This window comes from Streptomyces sp. NPDC030820, from assembly GCF_055572075.1.
Map to the genome: position 1 here is coordinate 73,544 of NZ_JBVIEB010000008.1, position 13,741 is coordinate 87,284.

General features: G+C 72.2%; 13 protein-coding genes and 1 riboswitch. Of the genes, 6 read left to right on the forward strand and 7 right to left on the reverse strand.

Annotated features, from left to right (window positions below):
• Nucleotides 1-57 precede the first annotated feature (57 nt).
• Nucleotides 58-188, reverse strand: a riboswitch (FMN riboswitch).
• 314 nt (nt 189-502) lie between these two features.
• Both ACZ418_RS22670 and ACZ418_RS22675 read left to right on the forward strand, forming a co-directional pair.
• Nucleotides 503-1,393 carry an RNA polymerase sigma-70 factor gene (locus ACZ418_RS22670; RefSeq protein WP_468365673.1) on the forward strand — a complete coding sequence of 297 codons (891 nt, stop codon included), beginning with the start codon at nt 503-505 and terminating at the stop codon, nt 1,391-1,393.
• Between the two features lie 104 nt (nt 1,394-1,497).
• Complete coding sequence (locus tag ACZ418_RS22675) at nt 1,498-2,241, forward strand: SDR family oxidoreductase (protein WP_468365675.1); 744 nt, start codon at nt 1,498-1,500, stop codon at nt 2,239-2,241.
• A 39-nt stretch (nt 2,242-2,280) separates the two neighbouring features.
• Here ACZ418_RS22675 and ACZ418_RS22680 read toward each other — a convergent pair whose 3' ends face one another.
• Entirely contained in the window at nt 2,281-3,567 is a 1,287-nt protein-coding gene (locus ACZ418_RS22680; RefSeq protein WP_468366536.1) for an ROK family transcriptional regulator, read from the reverse strand.
• 171 nt (nt 3,568-3,738) lie between these two features.
• On the opposite strand from ACZ418_RS22680, the gene ACZ418_RS22685 reads away from it, so the two are divergent.
• Nucleotides 3,739-4,953: an MFS transporter gene (locus ACZ418_RS22685; RefSeq protein ID WP_468365678.1), complete on the forward strand. Its 1,215-nt coding sequence runs from the start codon at nt 3,739-3,741 to the stop codon at nt 4,951-4,953.
• Here the strand turns inward: ACZ418_RS22685 and ACZ418_RS22690 are convergent.
• Together ACZ418_RS22690 and ACZ418_RS22695 are read right to left on the reverse strand one after the other, a co-directional pair.
• A complete protein-coding gene (locus tag ACZ418_RS22690; RefSeq protein WP_468365681.1) occupies nt 4,913-5,371 on the reverse strand; it encodes an acyl-CoA thioesterase in 459 nt (152 codons plus the stop codon). The genes ACZ418_RS22685 and ACZ418_RS22690 overlap by 41 nt on opposite strands.
• A 76-nt stretch (nt 5,372-5,447) precedes the next feature.
• The gene (locus ACZ418_RS22695) at nt 5,448-6,728 is read right to left on the reverse strand and encodes an alginate lyase family protein (protein WP_468365684.1); all 1,281 of its coding nucleotides are present in this window, start codon (nt 6,726-6,728) and stop codon (nt 5,448-5,450) included.
• A gap of 144 nt (nt 6,729-6,872) precedes the next feature.
• Here ACZ418_RS22695 and ACZ418_RS22700 point away from each other — a divergent pair, with 144 nt between their 5' ends.
• Entirely contained in the window at nt 6,873-8,279 is a 1,407-nt protein-coding gene (locus tag ACZ418_RS22700; RefSeq protein WP_468365686.1) for a uracil-xanthine permease family protein, read from the forward strand.
• On the opposite strand, the gene ACZ418_RS22705 is transcribed toward ACZ418_RS22700, so the two are convergent.
• On the reverse strand, nt 8,231-9,388 hold the full coding sequence (locus tag ACZ418_RS22705; RefSeq protein WP_468366539.1) for a glycoside hydrolase family 6 protein: 1,158 nt from the start codon (nt 9,386-9,388) through the stop codon (nt 8,231-8,233). The two genes, ACZ418_RS22700 and ACZ418_RS22705, sit on opposite strands and share 49 nt — an antisense overlap.
• 181 nt (nt 9,389-9,569) lie before the next feature.
• On the opposite strand from ACZ418_RS22705, the gene ACZ418_RS22710 reads away from it, so the two are divergent.
• Both ACZ418_RS22710 and ACZ418_RS22715 read left to right on the forward strand, forming a co-directional pair.
• Nucleotides 9,570-10,256 (forward strand): DUF5995 family protein, encoded by a 687-nt coding sequence (locus ACZ418_RS22710; protein WP_468365688.1) that lies wholly within the window; start codon nt 9,570-9,572, stop codon nt 10,254-10,256.
• Between the two features lie 47 nt (nt 10,257-10,303).
• Nucleotides 10,304-10,489: a hypothetical protein gene (locus ACZ418_RS22715; protein WP_468366579.1), complete on the forward strand. Its 186-nt coding sequence runs from the start codon at nt 10,304-10,306 to the stop codon at nt 10,487-10,489.
• 89 nt (nt 10,490-10,578) lie between these two features.
• Here the strand turns inward: ACZ418_RS22715 and ACZ418_RS22720 are convergent, their stop codons facing one another.
• The 3 genes from ACZ418_RS22720 to ACZ418_RS22730 form a co-directional block, all read right to left on the reverse strand.
• Entirely contained in the window at nt 10,579-12,276 is a 1,698-nt protein-coding gene (locus tag ACZ418_RS22720) for a flavin monoamine oxidase family protein (protein WP_468365690.1), read from the reverse strand.
• A gap of 54 nt (nt 12,277-12,330) precedes the next feature.
• Complete coding sequence (locus tag ACZ418_RS22725; RefSeq protein WP_468365693.1) at nt 12,331-13,119, reverse strand: carbon-nitrogen hydrolase family protein; 789 nt, start codon at nt 13,117-13,119, stop codon at nt 12,331-12,333.
• Nucleotides 13,120-13,356: 237 nt separating this feature from the next.
• Nucleotides 13,357-13,737 (reverse strand): DUF742 domain-containing protein, encoded by a 381-nt coding sequence (locus ACZ418_RS22730; RefSeq protein ID WP_468365695.1) that lies wholly within the window; start codon nt 13,735-13,737, stop codon nt 13,357-13,359.
• Nucleotides 13,738-13,741 lie beyond the last annotated feature (4 nt).

The following is a 13,741-nucleotide window of genomic DNA, read 5'->3' on the forward strand; positions in this document are numbered from 1 at the left end:
TCCGCATGCGGACAAGCCCCAGATACGGCGACGCGCACACTTACGCGTGCCCGCCCGCCGCGCACTGCCTCCCATCCGGACTTTAACCGTCGGTCCAGGAATTTCACCTGGTCAACCGGCCGCTGGAAGCGACCGGGTCGCGGACTGTAACCGCCGGTTCGGACTTTCACCGACCCCGGAGTGCGCTGCTTCTGGTACAGGGCCAGTGTGCCACGCCGGACGGCGCTTCAGACAGACGGAGGGTGTGGGCTCCCTCACAGCATGTGTCGCCGACCTTGCGTGATGCGGCCGGGCCGGCACAACTGCCGTACTCTCAGGGCACCTTGACCATTGGTCCGGACCTATTGACCTTACTGGTCTAGTCCTCTTATCGTGCGGGCGGGTCCGGTGGCGGTGACGACGGCCCTTGCCCGCCGCCGGGCCGCCAGAACGCCGGACTCCACCGTCGGGACGTCGGACTCCACCGTCGGGACGCCGATGGGCGTCTGGCACTCTGAGGCGCATGACCCCTTCGCCGGCCTCCGAAGAGTTCGAGTCCCACCGGTCCCGCCTGTTCGGCCTGGCCTACCGCCTGCTGGGCTCCGCCCATGAGGCGGAGGACGCGGTGCAGGACGCGTATCTGCGGTTCAGCGGCGCCGACCGGGCGGCGATCGAGCACCCCGGGGCATGGCTCGCCAAGGCCGTCACCAACCTCTGTCTGACCCGGCTGACCTCGGCCCGGGCGCGGCGCGAGGAGTATCCCGGGACCTGGCTGCCCGAGCCGGTGGCCACCTCCGACGGCACGCTCGGGCCGCTGGAGTCGGCGGAGCGGCGCGATCAGGTCTCCATGGCCCTGCTGGTCCTGCTGGAGCGGCTGACGCCGACCGAGCGGGCCGTGTACGTGCTGCGTGAGGCGTTCGGTTACGCCCACCGGGAGATCGCGGACGTCCTGGACCTGAGCGAGTCCAACTGCCGTCAGCTGTACCGGCGGGCGGTGGCCCGGGTCGCCGTGCCGGAGAGCCGCTTCGAGCCGGCGCCGGAGCGGCAGGAGGAGCTGCTCGTGTCCTTCCTCACGGCGGCCCGGGAGGGCGACCTGGCCGGCCTGGAGAAGCTGCTCGCGGCGGACGTCACCTACTGGGGCGACGGGGGCGGCAAGGTGTCCGCGGCCAGGCGGCCGGTCGAGGGACGCGAGAAGGTCGTGCGCTTCCTGGTGGGCGGGGCCGAGCGGTTCGCGGGCGGCCTGGACATCGTGGTGCTGGAGGTCAACGGCGCGAGCGCGCTGGTCGCGTGGGCGGGCGACGTGCTCGCCGGGGTGGCGTCCTTCGAGCTGCGGGACGGGCTGATCGCCCATGTGCGAACGGTGACGAACCCCGACAAGCTGGCCTTCATGCAACGGCAGCTGACGCGGTCGTAGCGGAGCCGCCCCGGGGCCTGTCACATTTCCGGAGGCTGTGTGGTCTCAGTGGAAGAGGGTGCTCCGACCGGGGGCGACCCCGAGTCCGGAGGGACGGGAACACCATGACCACCATCCTGGTGACCGGCGGGACCGGCACGCTCGGCACGCGGGTGACGCAGCGGCTGCGGGCGGACGGGCACGAGGTGCGGGTGCTCAGCCGGCACACGCCGCCGTACGCCGTCGATCTGCGCGTCGGCGGGAGCGGGCTCGACGCCGCGCTCGCCGGCGTGGAGACCGTGGTGCACTGCGCGACCACCCAGCGGGGCGGGGACGAGACCGCCGCCGATCATCTGATCGCGGCGGCCCGGCGGGCCGGGGTGGGCCATCTGGTCTACATCTCCATCGTCGGCATCGACCAGGTGCCGCTCGGCTACTACAAGACCAAGCTGGCCGTGGAGCGCAAGATCGAGGCGTCGGGCCTCGGCTGGACCGTCCTGCGCACGACCCAGTTCCACGACCTGCTCGTCACGACCCTGGGCGGACTGGCCAAGCTGCCCGTCATGCTGGTCCCGGCCGGGATCCCGGACCAGCCGGTGGAGGTGACCGAAGTCGCGGACCGCCTGGTCGAGTTGGCCCTGGCGGCGCCGGCCGGGCGGGTGGCGGACATGGGCGGCCCCGAAGTGCGGTCCCTGGACTCGCTGGCGCGCGCCTACCTCCGTGCGACCGGGCGGCGCCGGGCGGTGGCACAGGTGCCGCTGTTCGGCCGGACGTATCGCGCCTGCCGCGAGGGCGGGCTGCTGGCGCCGGAACAGGCGGTGGGGAAGACGACGTTCGAGGAGTACCTGGGGCACCGCTTCGGCGGCTGACCCGGCGGCCGGGCGGGAGAGGGGGAGACGGGCCTGCCGTCAGTTCCGGTCCTGTGGTGCGAACAGCTCGTCCTGGGCGCGGTCGCGGGCGGTCAGCAGGGCGCCGCGCAGGACCGCCGTGCCGCCGAGGGTGCTCGGCCGGACCTCCGTGAGCAAGGGTGACATACGGCGCAGCCGCTCCTCCACCAGCCCGGCGAGCACCGTGCCGCCGGCCTGCCCGGCCTCTCCGCCGAGCACCACACAGCCGGGGTCGAGTACGGCCACCACGGACGCGGCGCCGATGGCGATCCGGTCGGCGAGAGCGTGCAGAAACCGGCCGGCGGGGCGTTCGGCGTCCGAACCGACCGAACCGGCAGGGCGTCCGGCGTCCGTATGAGACGCCTCCCCCGCCACCTCCGCCACGGCCTCCCGGATCACCACCGCCGCGCCCGGTCCGTCCATCGTGGCCGGTATGGGCAGGCCGTGCTGCGCCGCCAGGGCGCCGATCGCCGCCGCGCCCGCCAGCGAGTGGAAACCTCCGTCGCAGTCCCGCGCCGAGGGCAGCGAGTCGGTGCCCGGCACCGGCAGGAAGCCGATCTCGCCCGTGCCGCCCGAGGCACCGCGGCGCAGCGTGCCGTCGAGGACGACCGCGGCGCCGACGCCGTGGCCCAGCCAGAGCAGGACGAAGGTGTCCCGGTCCCGGGCGGCGCCCTCGCCCTGCTCGGCCAGGGCTGCGAGGTTGGTCTCGTTCTCCACGGTGACGCGGGCCCCGGGCAGCCGCTCCTGCAGGGCGGCGGCCAGGCAGCGGTGCCAGGCGGGCAGCCTGCCGGAGTCACGCAGGTCGCCGGTGGCCGGGTCGATGAGGCCGGGCGCGCCGATGCCGACGGTGTGCAGTTTCCCCCACGCTCGAACGCCCTCGCGCGGGGGCGCCCCCATCGCCCCGGCCTCCTTGGCGGTCCGCTCCACCGCGGCCACCGCCTGCTCCACGGCGGGACCGGTCCCGGTGTCGCCGCCGATCGGCACGGACGCCTCGGCCAGCACCCGTCCGACCAGGTCGGAGACCAGGACGAAGACGCCGCCGGTGCGGACGTCGAGCGCGGCCAGGTGGGCCCGGTCGGCGACGATGCCGTACAGCCGGGCGTTGGGACCCCGGCGCTGCTCGCCGGACTCGCCGACGACCGTGATCAGCCCGGCGTCGGTGAGCCGTTCCACGAGGTCGGCGACCGTCGGCCGGGACAGACCCGTCAGCTGCTTCAACTGCCCGGCCGTGAGTGGGCCTTCCTGCTGCAGCAGGCGCAGGGCCAGACGGTCGTTGATGGCCCGGGCGGTGCTGGGTGATGCGGGCATGACGGGTGATGCGGGCATGACGGGAATCCTTCCAGATCCACGCACCTGGGGACGCCGACGGCGGCCGTGATGAGGCCGGGGCGATGGGCGCCCCTCGTCTATCTATCAGGCAGGGTCCCTGATAGTTTACGGCGGGTGCCGCGAGACCGACCTATGGGGAGGGATCGGAACATGAGTGACATGGGCTTCACGCGCGACGAAGTGAGGCGCGCCCGGTACGCCGTGGCGGCCGTGTTCGCCGTGCACGGCGCCGTGACCGGCACGTTCGCCACCCGGGTGCCGTGGATCCAGGACCATGCCTCGCTCGGCGCGGGTCAGTTGGGGTTCGCGCTGGCCTTCACGGCGTTCGGCGCCTCCTGTGCGATGCCGCTGGCGGGCCGGATCAGCCACCGCTTCGGCAGTCGTACGGCCTTGCGCGGGCTGCTCGCGCTGTGGACGCTCTCCCTGGTCCTGCCGTCCCTCGCGCCGAACCTGTACACCCTGTGCCTGGCGATGTTCACCTACGGCGCGAGCGCGGGCATGGCCGACGTGGCGATGAACGCGCTCGGCGTCGAGATCGAGCGGCTGCTGAGCAAGTCGGTCATGTCCGGGCTGCACGGCATGTGGAGTGCGGGCGCCCTGATCGGCTCGGCGGCCGGCGCGCTCGCGGCGCACCTCGGCGCGGACGCCCGGCTGCACTTCTCGCTCGCCTCGGCCGTGCTGACCGTGCTCGGACTGGTGGCCTGCACCTGGGTGCTGGATCTGCAGCCCGCCGAGCACGAGGAGCCGCCGCCGCGGTTCGCGCTGCCGCCGCGCTCGGCCCTGCTGATCGGCACGGTCGGCTTCTGCGCGGTGTTCGCGGAGGGCGCGAGCCTGGACTGGTCGGCGGTGTTCCTGCGGGACCGGCTGGACAGCTCGGCCGGTGTGGCGGCGGCCTGTACGACCGGCTTCATGCTGACGATGGCGGTGGCCCGGATCGCCGGGGACGCGGTGGTGAACCGGTTCGGCGCGGTCCGCACCGTCCGGGTCGGGGGCGTCCTGGCCGTGCTGGGCGGACTGCTGATCGTGTTCGCCGGGTATCCGGCGGTGGCGATGGGCGGGTTCGCGCTGATGGGACTGGGTATCGCGGTGGTCGTACCGCTGTGCTTCGCGGCGGCCGGGCACGCCGGGCCCCATCCCAGCCAGGCCATCGCGGGCGTGGCGACGATCACCTACACCTCGGGGCTGATCGCGCCGAGCCTGATCGGCGGGGTGGCCCAGGCGACCAGTCTGGTGGTGTCGTTCTGCGTGGTGACGGCGCTGGCGTGCGGGCTCGCGGTGTTCGCGGGCGTACTGCGCAGCGCCGAGTGCGGCGGCCGGGCCGAGGTCAGCCGGCCGGCCGCAGCAGTTCCCAACCCACGGCCCTGAAGGCGTCGGTCCAGGGCGCCGGTCGCAGGGTCGTGGCGTCGAGCCGGACCAGCACCCGGGTGCCCTGGGCGTAGGTCCGGGCCCCGTCGGCCGAGCAGAAGCGGAAGCCGTAGGTCAGACCGGTGGTGCCGAGCCGGTCCAGCCAGAGGTGAACGGCGTAGGTGCCGGGGCTGGTCACGGGTGCCTCGTAGCTGATGCGCAGTTCTCGGACCGCGTTGCAGGCGTCGCCGGCCGCGTGCCAGTCGCCGTCGAAGCGGACGCCGTGCGCGTTCCACAGCTCGGTCCAGGCGCGCTCGACCAGCAACGGATAGCGGGCGTTGTGCAGGAGCCCGAGCGCGTCGAGGTCGTCGAAGTGCACGGTGACGGGGATCAGCCGGCCGTAGGAGACGACGGGTGCGATCGGGGCTTCGGCGGTCACGGGAGGGGCTCCTGAACTTGGCTGGCGAGACGGCCACATACTAAGCGACCGCTCAGAAGCCCTGGCCGAGTGCCGGTCAGCCCGCGATGGAGTCCAGCTGCTCGGCGGCGGGCCGCAGCGCCCACAGGTCCCCGCCGGGCGGCGCCTCCAGCTGGGCCACGGCCGCCTCGGCCGCCGGATCGCCCGCGTCGGCCGCCGCGTGCACGACGTCCGTGGCCGCGTACCGGTGGAACTCCAGCTCCGGATGCGACCACGCGGCGGCGCCGGTCGCGGCCGGCAGCAGATAGTCGACCGCCTTGAACAGGCTCTGACCGTCCGGGCCCCGGTACGACCACAGGTTCACGCCCACGTGCCGGCCGATGGCCGCGAGCCGGGTGTGGGCGACCAGGTCGAAGGTGGAGTAGTGCCAGCTGCGGGTGCGGGCGAGCTCCTGGGGCTGGCTGCCGTCGGCCGCGATCTGCGGGTCGATGCGCCTGCCGCGCGCGTCGAGCACGGTCCGCCGGGCCAGGGCGGTGTCGCCGGTGGCGTAGGCGAGGGCGGCGAGCTGCATGTCGTAGAAGGTGCCGTGGTTGTTGGCCGCCGCTCCCTCCTGCTTGCCGAAGTCGCTGTTCTTCAGCCAGTTCAGGAAGTCGGCGTTCCACCTGGCCATCGCGGTGCGGTCCTCGGTGCTCCAGCCGGGGGCGCCGGCGGCCAGGATCGCCTGGGCGTCGAGGACGCTGGTGTACGACTGGGAGAAGTCGATGATGCCGATGGCCCGGCCGTCGTACTTGCACGGGATGAACTGGGCGTGGTCCAGGTCCGGATTCATCCGGGTGGCCGGGTCCAGGAACCAGGTGCGCAGGATCTGCCCGGCCTTCTCGGCGTAGGCCCGCTCGCCGGTGTAGTACCAGGCGAGCGCGAGGTCGTACGTCGAGTCGAAGACCTTCTCTGCGTCCTGCCGGTCCGTTCCGCTGTCGACCTCGGGGTTGCGCTGCCCGTCGCGCTGGACGTACGGGCAGCCCCAGGGGTTGTCGGCACTAGGTGTGGTCGTGGGCCACCAGTAGGGGGCCTGGCTCAGGTACTCGTGGGCGTCACCGCCGGGTGCGGGCCTCGGCTTGTCGACGACCGTCCAGGGGCCCTGGTCCAGCCAGGCGTCGGCGCGGGTGGTCAAGTCCCGCAGGGCACGCCGGAGTCGGGGGTCGTGGCCGAGGCGGGCGCGGGTCCGCTGGAGCCGGCCGCCGTCGAGGACGCCGGTCCTCGGGGCCTTCGGCGCGGCGTGCGCGGAGGGGGCGTACGCGGCGTGCGCGGTCGGGACGAGCGCGGCGCCGAACGTCACCACCGCGGCCAGCAGCGCCGCCGCTCGGGATCTTCCACTCATCGAGCACTCCGATCTGTCATCGATCAGCCCCGGTCAGATATATGAACAGAGTTCATGAGCAGGACCGTGCGAGCGTAGAACTGCTTGCTACCCGTGACAATGGTTCGGACCGTCTTCACGTACGTAAGAAAGCGAAACTGCACCATGGACCTCGGCGTGCGCTGGAAGCTGCACGGTGACGGGCACACGCCCGCGCCCGGAGCGGTGGTACGCCCCGACGAACGGCTCTCCTGGCCGCGCACGGTGGGCCTGGGCGCCCAGCACGTGGTCGCGATGTTCGGCGCGTCCTTCGTCGCGCCCGTCCTGATGGGCCTCGACCCGAACCTGGCCATCATGATGTCGGGCGTGGCGACGGCCATCTTCCTGCTCGCCACCCGCGGCCGGGTGCCGAGCTATCTGGGCTGCTCCCTGTCGTTCGTGGGCGTGGCCGCCGTCATCCGCGCACAGGGCGGCACGAGCGCCACGGTGACCGGCGCGGTGTTCGTCGTCGGTATCGCGCTGTTCCTGGTGGGACTCGCGGTGCAGCGCTTCGGGGCGCGGATCATCCACGCGGCCATGCCCCCGATCGTCACCGGCGCGGTCGTCATGCTGATCGGCTTCAACCTGGCCCCGGTGACCGCCGCCACCTACTGGCCGCAGGACCAGTGGACGGCCCTGCTGGTCATGCTGTTCACCGGGCTGGCCGTGGTCTGCCTGCGGGGCTTCTGGTCCCGTATCGCGATCTTCCTCGGTCTCGTCTTCGGCTACGGCATCTCCTGGGCCTTCGACCGGATCTTCGGCAGGATCCACTCCATGAGCGCCGGAGGCAAGGTCACCGACCACTGGCGGCTCGACCTCTCCGGCGTCTCCAAGGCCGACTGGATCGGCCTGCCGCACTTCCATGGACCGTCATTCCAGTGGTCGGCGATCCTGGTCGCGCTGCCGGTCGTCATCGCCCTCGTCGCGGAGAACGCGGGCCACGTCAAGGCGGTCGGCGAGATGACCGGCGACCCGCTCGACGACAAGCTCGGTACGGCGATCTCGGCGGACGGCGTCGGATCCATGCTGTCCACCGCGGTGGGCGGCCCGCCGAACACCACCTACTCCGAGAACATCGGCGTGATGGCGGCGACCCGTGTCTACTCCACCGCCGCCTACTGGGCCGCGGCCGGCTTCGCGCTGCTCTTCGGCATCTGCCCGAAGTTCGGCGCGGTCGTGGCCGCGGTTCCGGGCGGGGTCCTCGGCGGCATCACCGTGATCCTCTACGGCATGATCGGCCTGCTCGGCGCCCAGATCTGGCTGCACGCCAAGGTCGATCTGCGCAACCCGCTGAACCTGGTGCCGGCCGCCGCGGGCATCATCATCGGCGTCGGCAACGTCAGCCTGAAGTTCACCGGCAACTTCTCGCTCAGCGGTATCGCCCTCGGCACCCTGGTCGTCATCACCGGCTACCACGCGCTGCGCGCCTTCGCCCCGGCCCATCTGAAGCAGCAGGAGCCGCTGCTGGACGAGGGCACCTCCGCCTACGAGACGGAGGCCGAGGAGGAGGGGGCTCCGCGCGCCAAGTCGTAGGCGTACGACGGCGTGAACGTCCCGGCGGCTTCCCGGCAGCCGTCGGACTCCCCCGGCGGCTTCACCCACAGGTAGGCGTCGATCCGGGCCTCGCCGGTGTCCAGGGTCGGCGCCCGGCCGATCCTCCGGCCCGGCGGGTCGCACCACCGGCCGTCCGCCGGGGCACCGTTGCCGTTGCGGCTGGTGTCGATCACGGCGCCGAGGCGCGCCGGGCCGCCGAGCGCGTCGAGAACCTGACGGTCGTAGGCGATCTCGTCGGCGGTGGTGCGGAAGTTGGAGACGTTGCTGAAGACGCCGTCGGCCCCGGCCGCTCCCGCCTGCCTCAGCAGCGCGGCCTGCTCGGCCGGCGGGTTCCAGCCGGAGTGGCCGGCGTCGTAGTAGACCCGTGCCTTCGGGTTCGCCGCCTTCAGGACCCGGCCGGCGCGGGCAAGGGAGGCGAACCGGGCGGCGCGGTCGGCGTCCGGCAGGCAGTCGGACTGGGCGATCGAGTCCGGCTCCAGGATCACGATCACCTCGCCGGAGCCCAGCCCCTGGGCAAAGGCGTCGATCCAGGCGTCGTAGGCCGCGGGGTCCGGCGCACCGCCACGGGAGGCGCCGCCGCAGTCCCGGTCGGGGATCGCGTACGGCACGAGTACCGGGACCCGGCCCTCCGCTGCCGCGCCCGCGGTGACCGCGCGCACCCGGGCGGCGATGGTCTCCGCGTCCGGGTCGGTGAACCACACGGCGGCCGGCTGGTCGGCGATCCGGGAGGCGATGAGGGCGGTGCGCGGATCGTCGGGGTGAGTGCGGACCCAGTCGAGCACCTGGGAGTCGGCGTGGCGGAAGAGGAGCGGTGGCACGGCGGTGGCCGGCTGCTTTCTCCTGGGCGGGGTGGGGGTCGTGGTCTCCGGGGTCGGCTTCGGCCTCCGGGCGACCGTCGTGCTCGACGAAGGCGAGGGCGAGGGCGAGGGCAAGGGCGAAGGCCACGGTATCCGCGGCATGGGGGCCGCGGTCGGCGCGCGGGTCACCTCGGTCCGGGCCTGGTCAGGGCCGTGGACGCCGGAGCCGAGCGACGCGACCACACCGGTGACCGAGCCGGCCAGAGTCACCACCGAGGCCGCCACCACCATCACCCCGTGCCGTACGGCACGCCTGCGCGCGGCACGGCGCTCGGCCGAGCGCCGGGCACGTAAGCCTGACACGGTGCCACTCCCCCCTCACATTCCGCACTGCGGCGGTCCGTTCCCCCGTTCCGGCGATGTCTCCGGCCCGTCGGCCCGCCCCTCGGCCCAGGGCTGGGACCCTTCCCCCATGGCGCAGTTGGAACACTTCACCACTCCCGTCGACGCGGTCGTCTCCCGGATGCGCGCTCTCGGTGCGGCCCTGCCCGAACGGGACGGTGTCGCCGTGTTCAACCGCGTCTACCTCACCGTCACCGAGGAGATCGACCGGCGCCTGGACGCCGGGGAGTTCCCGGACCCACGGGCGGCGATCGCGCTGGACGTGCGGTTCGCCGAGCGCTATCTGGCGGCGGTCGACGCGGCGGCCGCGGACCGCCGTCCGCCCGCCTGCTGGCGTCCGTTGTTCCAGCTTCGCCGCCACCCCGGGGTACGGCCGCTGCAGTTCGCGCTGGCGGGCATCAACGCGCACATCGGGCACGACCTGGCGCTCGCGGTGGTGGACGCCTGTCGTACGCTCGGCTGCGAACCGACCCAGCTGGAGGACGAGTTCGAGCGCGTGGGTGAGCTCCTCGTGTCGCTGGAGGAGCGCATCCGCGAGGATCTGATGCCGGGCCCCGATCTGCTGCAGATCGCCGACCCGCTCACCCATCTGCTGGGCTCCTGGAGCCTGGAACGGGCCCGCGACGCGGCCTGGGTGGCGGCACGGACCCTGTGGACGCTGCGTCACTGCGCGGACATGGCCGAGGAGTTCACCGAACGGCTGGATGCGGCGGTGGGGTTCGCGGGGCGGATGCTGCTGACGCCGCTCGCCGACTGAACCTGGCCGTGTTCCGCCCCTGTGCGGGCCGCCTTCGGAACACCCCGGTGATCGCCGTACGTTGCCTGCGGGTATCCGATCCGATCACAGAGGAGCAGCGGTATGGCGACCCGCCTGTGGGTCTGTACGGCATGGACGGCCTGCCCTGGCCCGACCAGTACCGGAACGTGGCGGACCCGCTGGTCACCCTCACCCTGGCCGCCGTTCGAGGAGCGGGGACGCGCAGGAGCTGACGGACGTCGCCGCGGAGGTATTTGAAAAGGCGCGGGCGGCCGGAGTCTGAGGCCGGCCGCCCGCGCCTTGGTCCTTGCTCGTTTCCTGGTCAGTCCTCGGGCAGCTCCACAGGGGCGATCTCGTCGTACACGTCACCCGGTCCGGGGTTGGCCGGGTCGGTCTCGCCGCCGAAGTGGTGCATGACGCCCCAGACCGCGTTCAGCGCGGTCTGGATGGCACCCTCGGCCCAGCCGGCCGTCCAGGAGATGTCGTCGCCGGCGAGGAAGATGCCCCGCTTGTCCTCGGGCAGCCGGTCCTGCATGAAGTGGGTGAACAGGCGCCGCTGGTAGCGGTAGTGGCCGGGCAGGTTGGCCTTGAACGCGCCCATGAAGTAGGGCTCGTTCTCCCAGGAGACCGTCACCGGGTTGCCGATGATGTGCTTGCGGATGTCGACCTTCGGGTAGATCTCGCCGAGCGACTTCAGCATGACCTCCATTCGCTCGTTCGCGGACAGCGGCAGCCACTTCAGGCTGTCGTCGCACCAGGTGTACGACAGGCAGATGACGGCGGGCTGGTCCGGGCCGTTGTCGAGGAGGTAGGTGCCGCGGGTCATGCGGTCGGTCAGCGTCATCGACATGACGTCCCGGCCGGTCTCCTCGTCCTTGTCCAGCCAGAACGGCCGGTCGACCGGGACGAAGAGCTTCGAGGACTCCATGTAGTGGGTGCGCTCGATCGCCGTCCAGTGGTCGATCGGGAAGAGCGAGTCGTCGCAGGCGATCTTGGACAGCAGCATCCAGGACTGGGCGGTGAAGATCGCCGCCTTGTAGGTGCGGATGTCGCCGTTCGCGTCCGTCACCGTGATCTGGTTGCCCGCGGTGCGGTGCAGCCGGGTCACGGCCGGGCGCGGCTCGCCGTCCAGGTGCAGGGACTTCAGCGAGGTGCCGTACGGCCAATGGACGATCTTCTCCGGCTCGCGCTCCCACAGGCGCAGCGGCAGCTGCTGGGAGCCGCCGACGATACCGCGGTGGTGGTCGTCGGCCTCGGTGTAGACGACGCGCAGGATCTCCAGGATGGAGTTCGGGAAGTCGGTGTCCCAGCCGCCGGTGCCGAAGCCGACCTGACCGAAGATCTCGCGGTGCCGGAAGGACCTGAACGCCTCGGAGTCGCAGAGGAAACCGTAGAAGGTCTGGTTGTCGAGCTTCTCGACGAGCTTCGCCCAGATCTCGCGGATGCGCGGGACGTCCCGCTCGCGCATGGCGCGGTTCATGTCGGAGAAGTCGGCGCCCTCGTCGAGGCACTTGTTCCAGGCCTCGGCGACGTCCCGGTACACCTGGGGCAGGTCGTCGATGGTCTCGGCGTAGTGCGACTCGCCCTTGAGGTCCACGACGGTCGAGGGGGTGGCCTCGGCCAGCGGGTTCGGGAAGGGCTTGGTCTCCAGGCCCACCATGTCGATGTAGTGCTGGAGGGCGGTGGAGGACGGCGGGAAGCGCATCGCGCCCATCTCGGCGGTCAGCGACTCGTCGCAGCCCTCGAAGCCGACCGTGCGCAGCCGGCCGCCGATCTGGTCGGCCTCGTAGACGACGGGCTTGAGGCCCATCTTCATCAGCTCGTAGGCGGCCACGATGCCGGACAGGCCGCCGCCGATGATCGCGACCTCGGTGCCGTGCTCGGTCGCGGGTATCTGGCCGAGGCCCGCCGGGTGGGCGAGGAAGTCGTCGTAGGCGTAGGGGAAGTCCGGGCCGAACATGGTGATCGGCGGCTGCTGCTCGTCGGCGTGCTCGACGGCGTTGGGCACCGTGGACGTCATGGGGTACGGACTCCTTGCGCGTGGTGAAACAGGGGGAGGCTTTTTTGCGGCGGCTCAGCTGAGCGACCCGTACAGACCGGGACGGCGGTCCTGCAGGTACGGGTTGGCCTCGCGGGAGGCGGCCAGGAAGGCGGGGTCGGCGTCGGCCAGCACCAGCTGCTCGGTGCGGCCGGCCCGGGTGCGGGCCACACCGTCGGGACCGGCGAGGACGGAGAGGCCGACGAACTCGAACTCCCCTTCCTGGCCGACGCGGTTGACGTACGCGACGTACATCTGGTTCTCCCAGGCGCGCACCGGCACCAGGGACTCGGCGACGAACTGGAAGGGGTGCATCTGCGCGGTCGGGACGACGAGGAGGTCGGTGCCGGCCAGGGCGTGGGCGCGGACGTTCTCCGGGAACTCGACGTCGTAGCAGATCATCAGGCCGACGGTGAGGCCGTTCAGCTCGGCCTGGACGACCGGCTGCTCGCCCGGCGTGAAGTGGTCACGCTCGAAGCAGCCGAAGAGGTGGGTCTTGCGGTAGTTCGCGAGCCGGGTGCCGTCGGCCGAGATCAGCTGGGCGGAGTTGTGGACGGTGTCGCCGTCGCGCTCCGGGTAGCCGTAGACGATCGCCAGGCCGTGCCGGTGGGCCAGCTCGGCGATCGCGTCCGCGCTGTCGCCGTCGGCGGGCTCGGCGAGGCGGGCGATGTCGTCACCGATCGCGTACCCGGTCAGGAACATCTCCGGTGCGGCGAGCAGCGCGGCGCCCGCGGCGGCGGCGCGGCCTGCGGCCTCGTCGAGGACCTTGAGGTTCTCGGCGATCGAGCCGGGGCGGCCGGAGCTCTGGAGCAGGGCGGTGCGCATGCGGATCCTCACCGGAAAGTGGCTTTGGGGACGGCCCGCGACGTTTTTGGGGCCACGAAAAAGGTACGGTCGGCGCGCTCGGCCGGACAAGAAGGAGCCGTTGCGCGCTCGTGCGCGGTTCATTGCGTGGAGAGCGGGTCGCGCGGCGATTCGTTGCGCGCCCCCGGGTGCGGTTCCCGTGCTGTACCGGTCGGCCGGGGACGACGTCACCTTCACCTGCGCGGCTCGGAGGAACGGCTAGATCTCCCGCAGCAGCCGCACGATCTCCCGCAGCAGCCCCGGGTCGGTGGCCGGGCCGCCGGCCGGGTGGCGGCGGGGCTCGTCGATGCGGATCAGGCCCGCCTCGGCCAGGTCACCGAGCAGCACCCGCAGGACGGTCAGAGGCAGGTCGGCGTCCGCGGCCAGCTCCACCACGGGCCGCGGGCCGCGCCGGATCAGGTCGAGCAGGGCGGCACGGGCATGGTCGACGCCCGGTCCCGGCGCGTCGACGTCCAGCGCGGTGACCCGGGACATCAGGTCGATGGCATGCGCACCCGCGGGCCGGGTGCGGCCCCGGGTCACCGTGTAGGGGCGCACCATCGACCCGGTCTCGTCCTCGTACCAGTGCTCGTCGCTCACCGCG

Coding starts and splice junctions, on each gene's coding strand:
- ACZ418_RS22670 (WP_468365673.1), top strand. CDS start 503: ATGACCCCTTCGCCGGCCTCCGAAGAGTTCGAGTCCCACCGGTCCCGC.
- ACZ418_RS22675 (WP_468365675.1), top strand. CDS start 1,498: ATGACCACCATCCTGGTGACCGGCGGGACCGGCACGCTCGGCACGCGG.
- ACZ418_RS22680 (WP_468366536.1), bottom strand. CDS start 3,567: ATGCCCGCATCACCCAGCACCGCCCGGGCCATCAACGACCGTCTGGCC.
- ACZ418_RS22685 (WP_468365678.1), top strand. CDS start 3,739: ATGAGTGACATGGGCTTCACGCGCGACGAAGTGAGGCGCGCCCGGTAC.
- ACZ418_RS22695 (WP_468365684.1), bottom strand. CDS start 6,728: ATGAGTGGAAGATCCCGAGCGGCGGCGCTGCTGGCCGCGGTGGTGACG.
- ACZ418_RS22700 (WP_468365686.1), top strand. CDS start 6,873: ATGGACCTCGGCGTGCGCTGGAAGCTGCACGGTGACGGGCACACGCCC.
- ACZ418_RS22705 (WP_468366539.1), bottom strand. CDS start 9,388: ATGGTGGTGGCGGCCTCGGTGGTGACTCTGGCCGGCTCGGTCACCGGT.
- ACZ418_RS22710 (WP_468365688.1), top strand. CDS start 9,570: ATGGCGCAGTTGGAACACTTCACCACTCCCGTCGACGCGGTCGTCTCC.
- ACZ418_RS22720 (WP_468365690.1), bottom strand. CDS start 12,276: ATGACGTCCACGGTGCCCAACGCCGTCGAGCACGCCGACGAGCAGCAG.
- ACZ418_RS22725 (WP_468365693.1), bottom strand. CDS start 13,119: ATGCGCACCGCCCTGCTCCAGAGCTCCGGCCGCCCCGGCTCGATCGCC.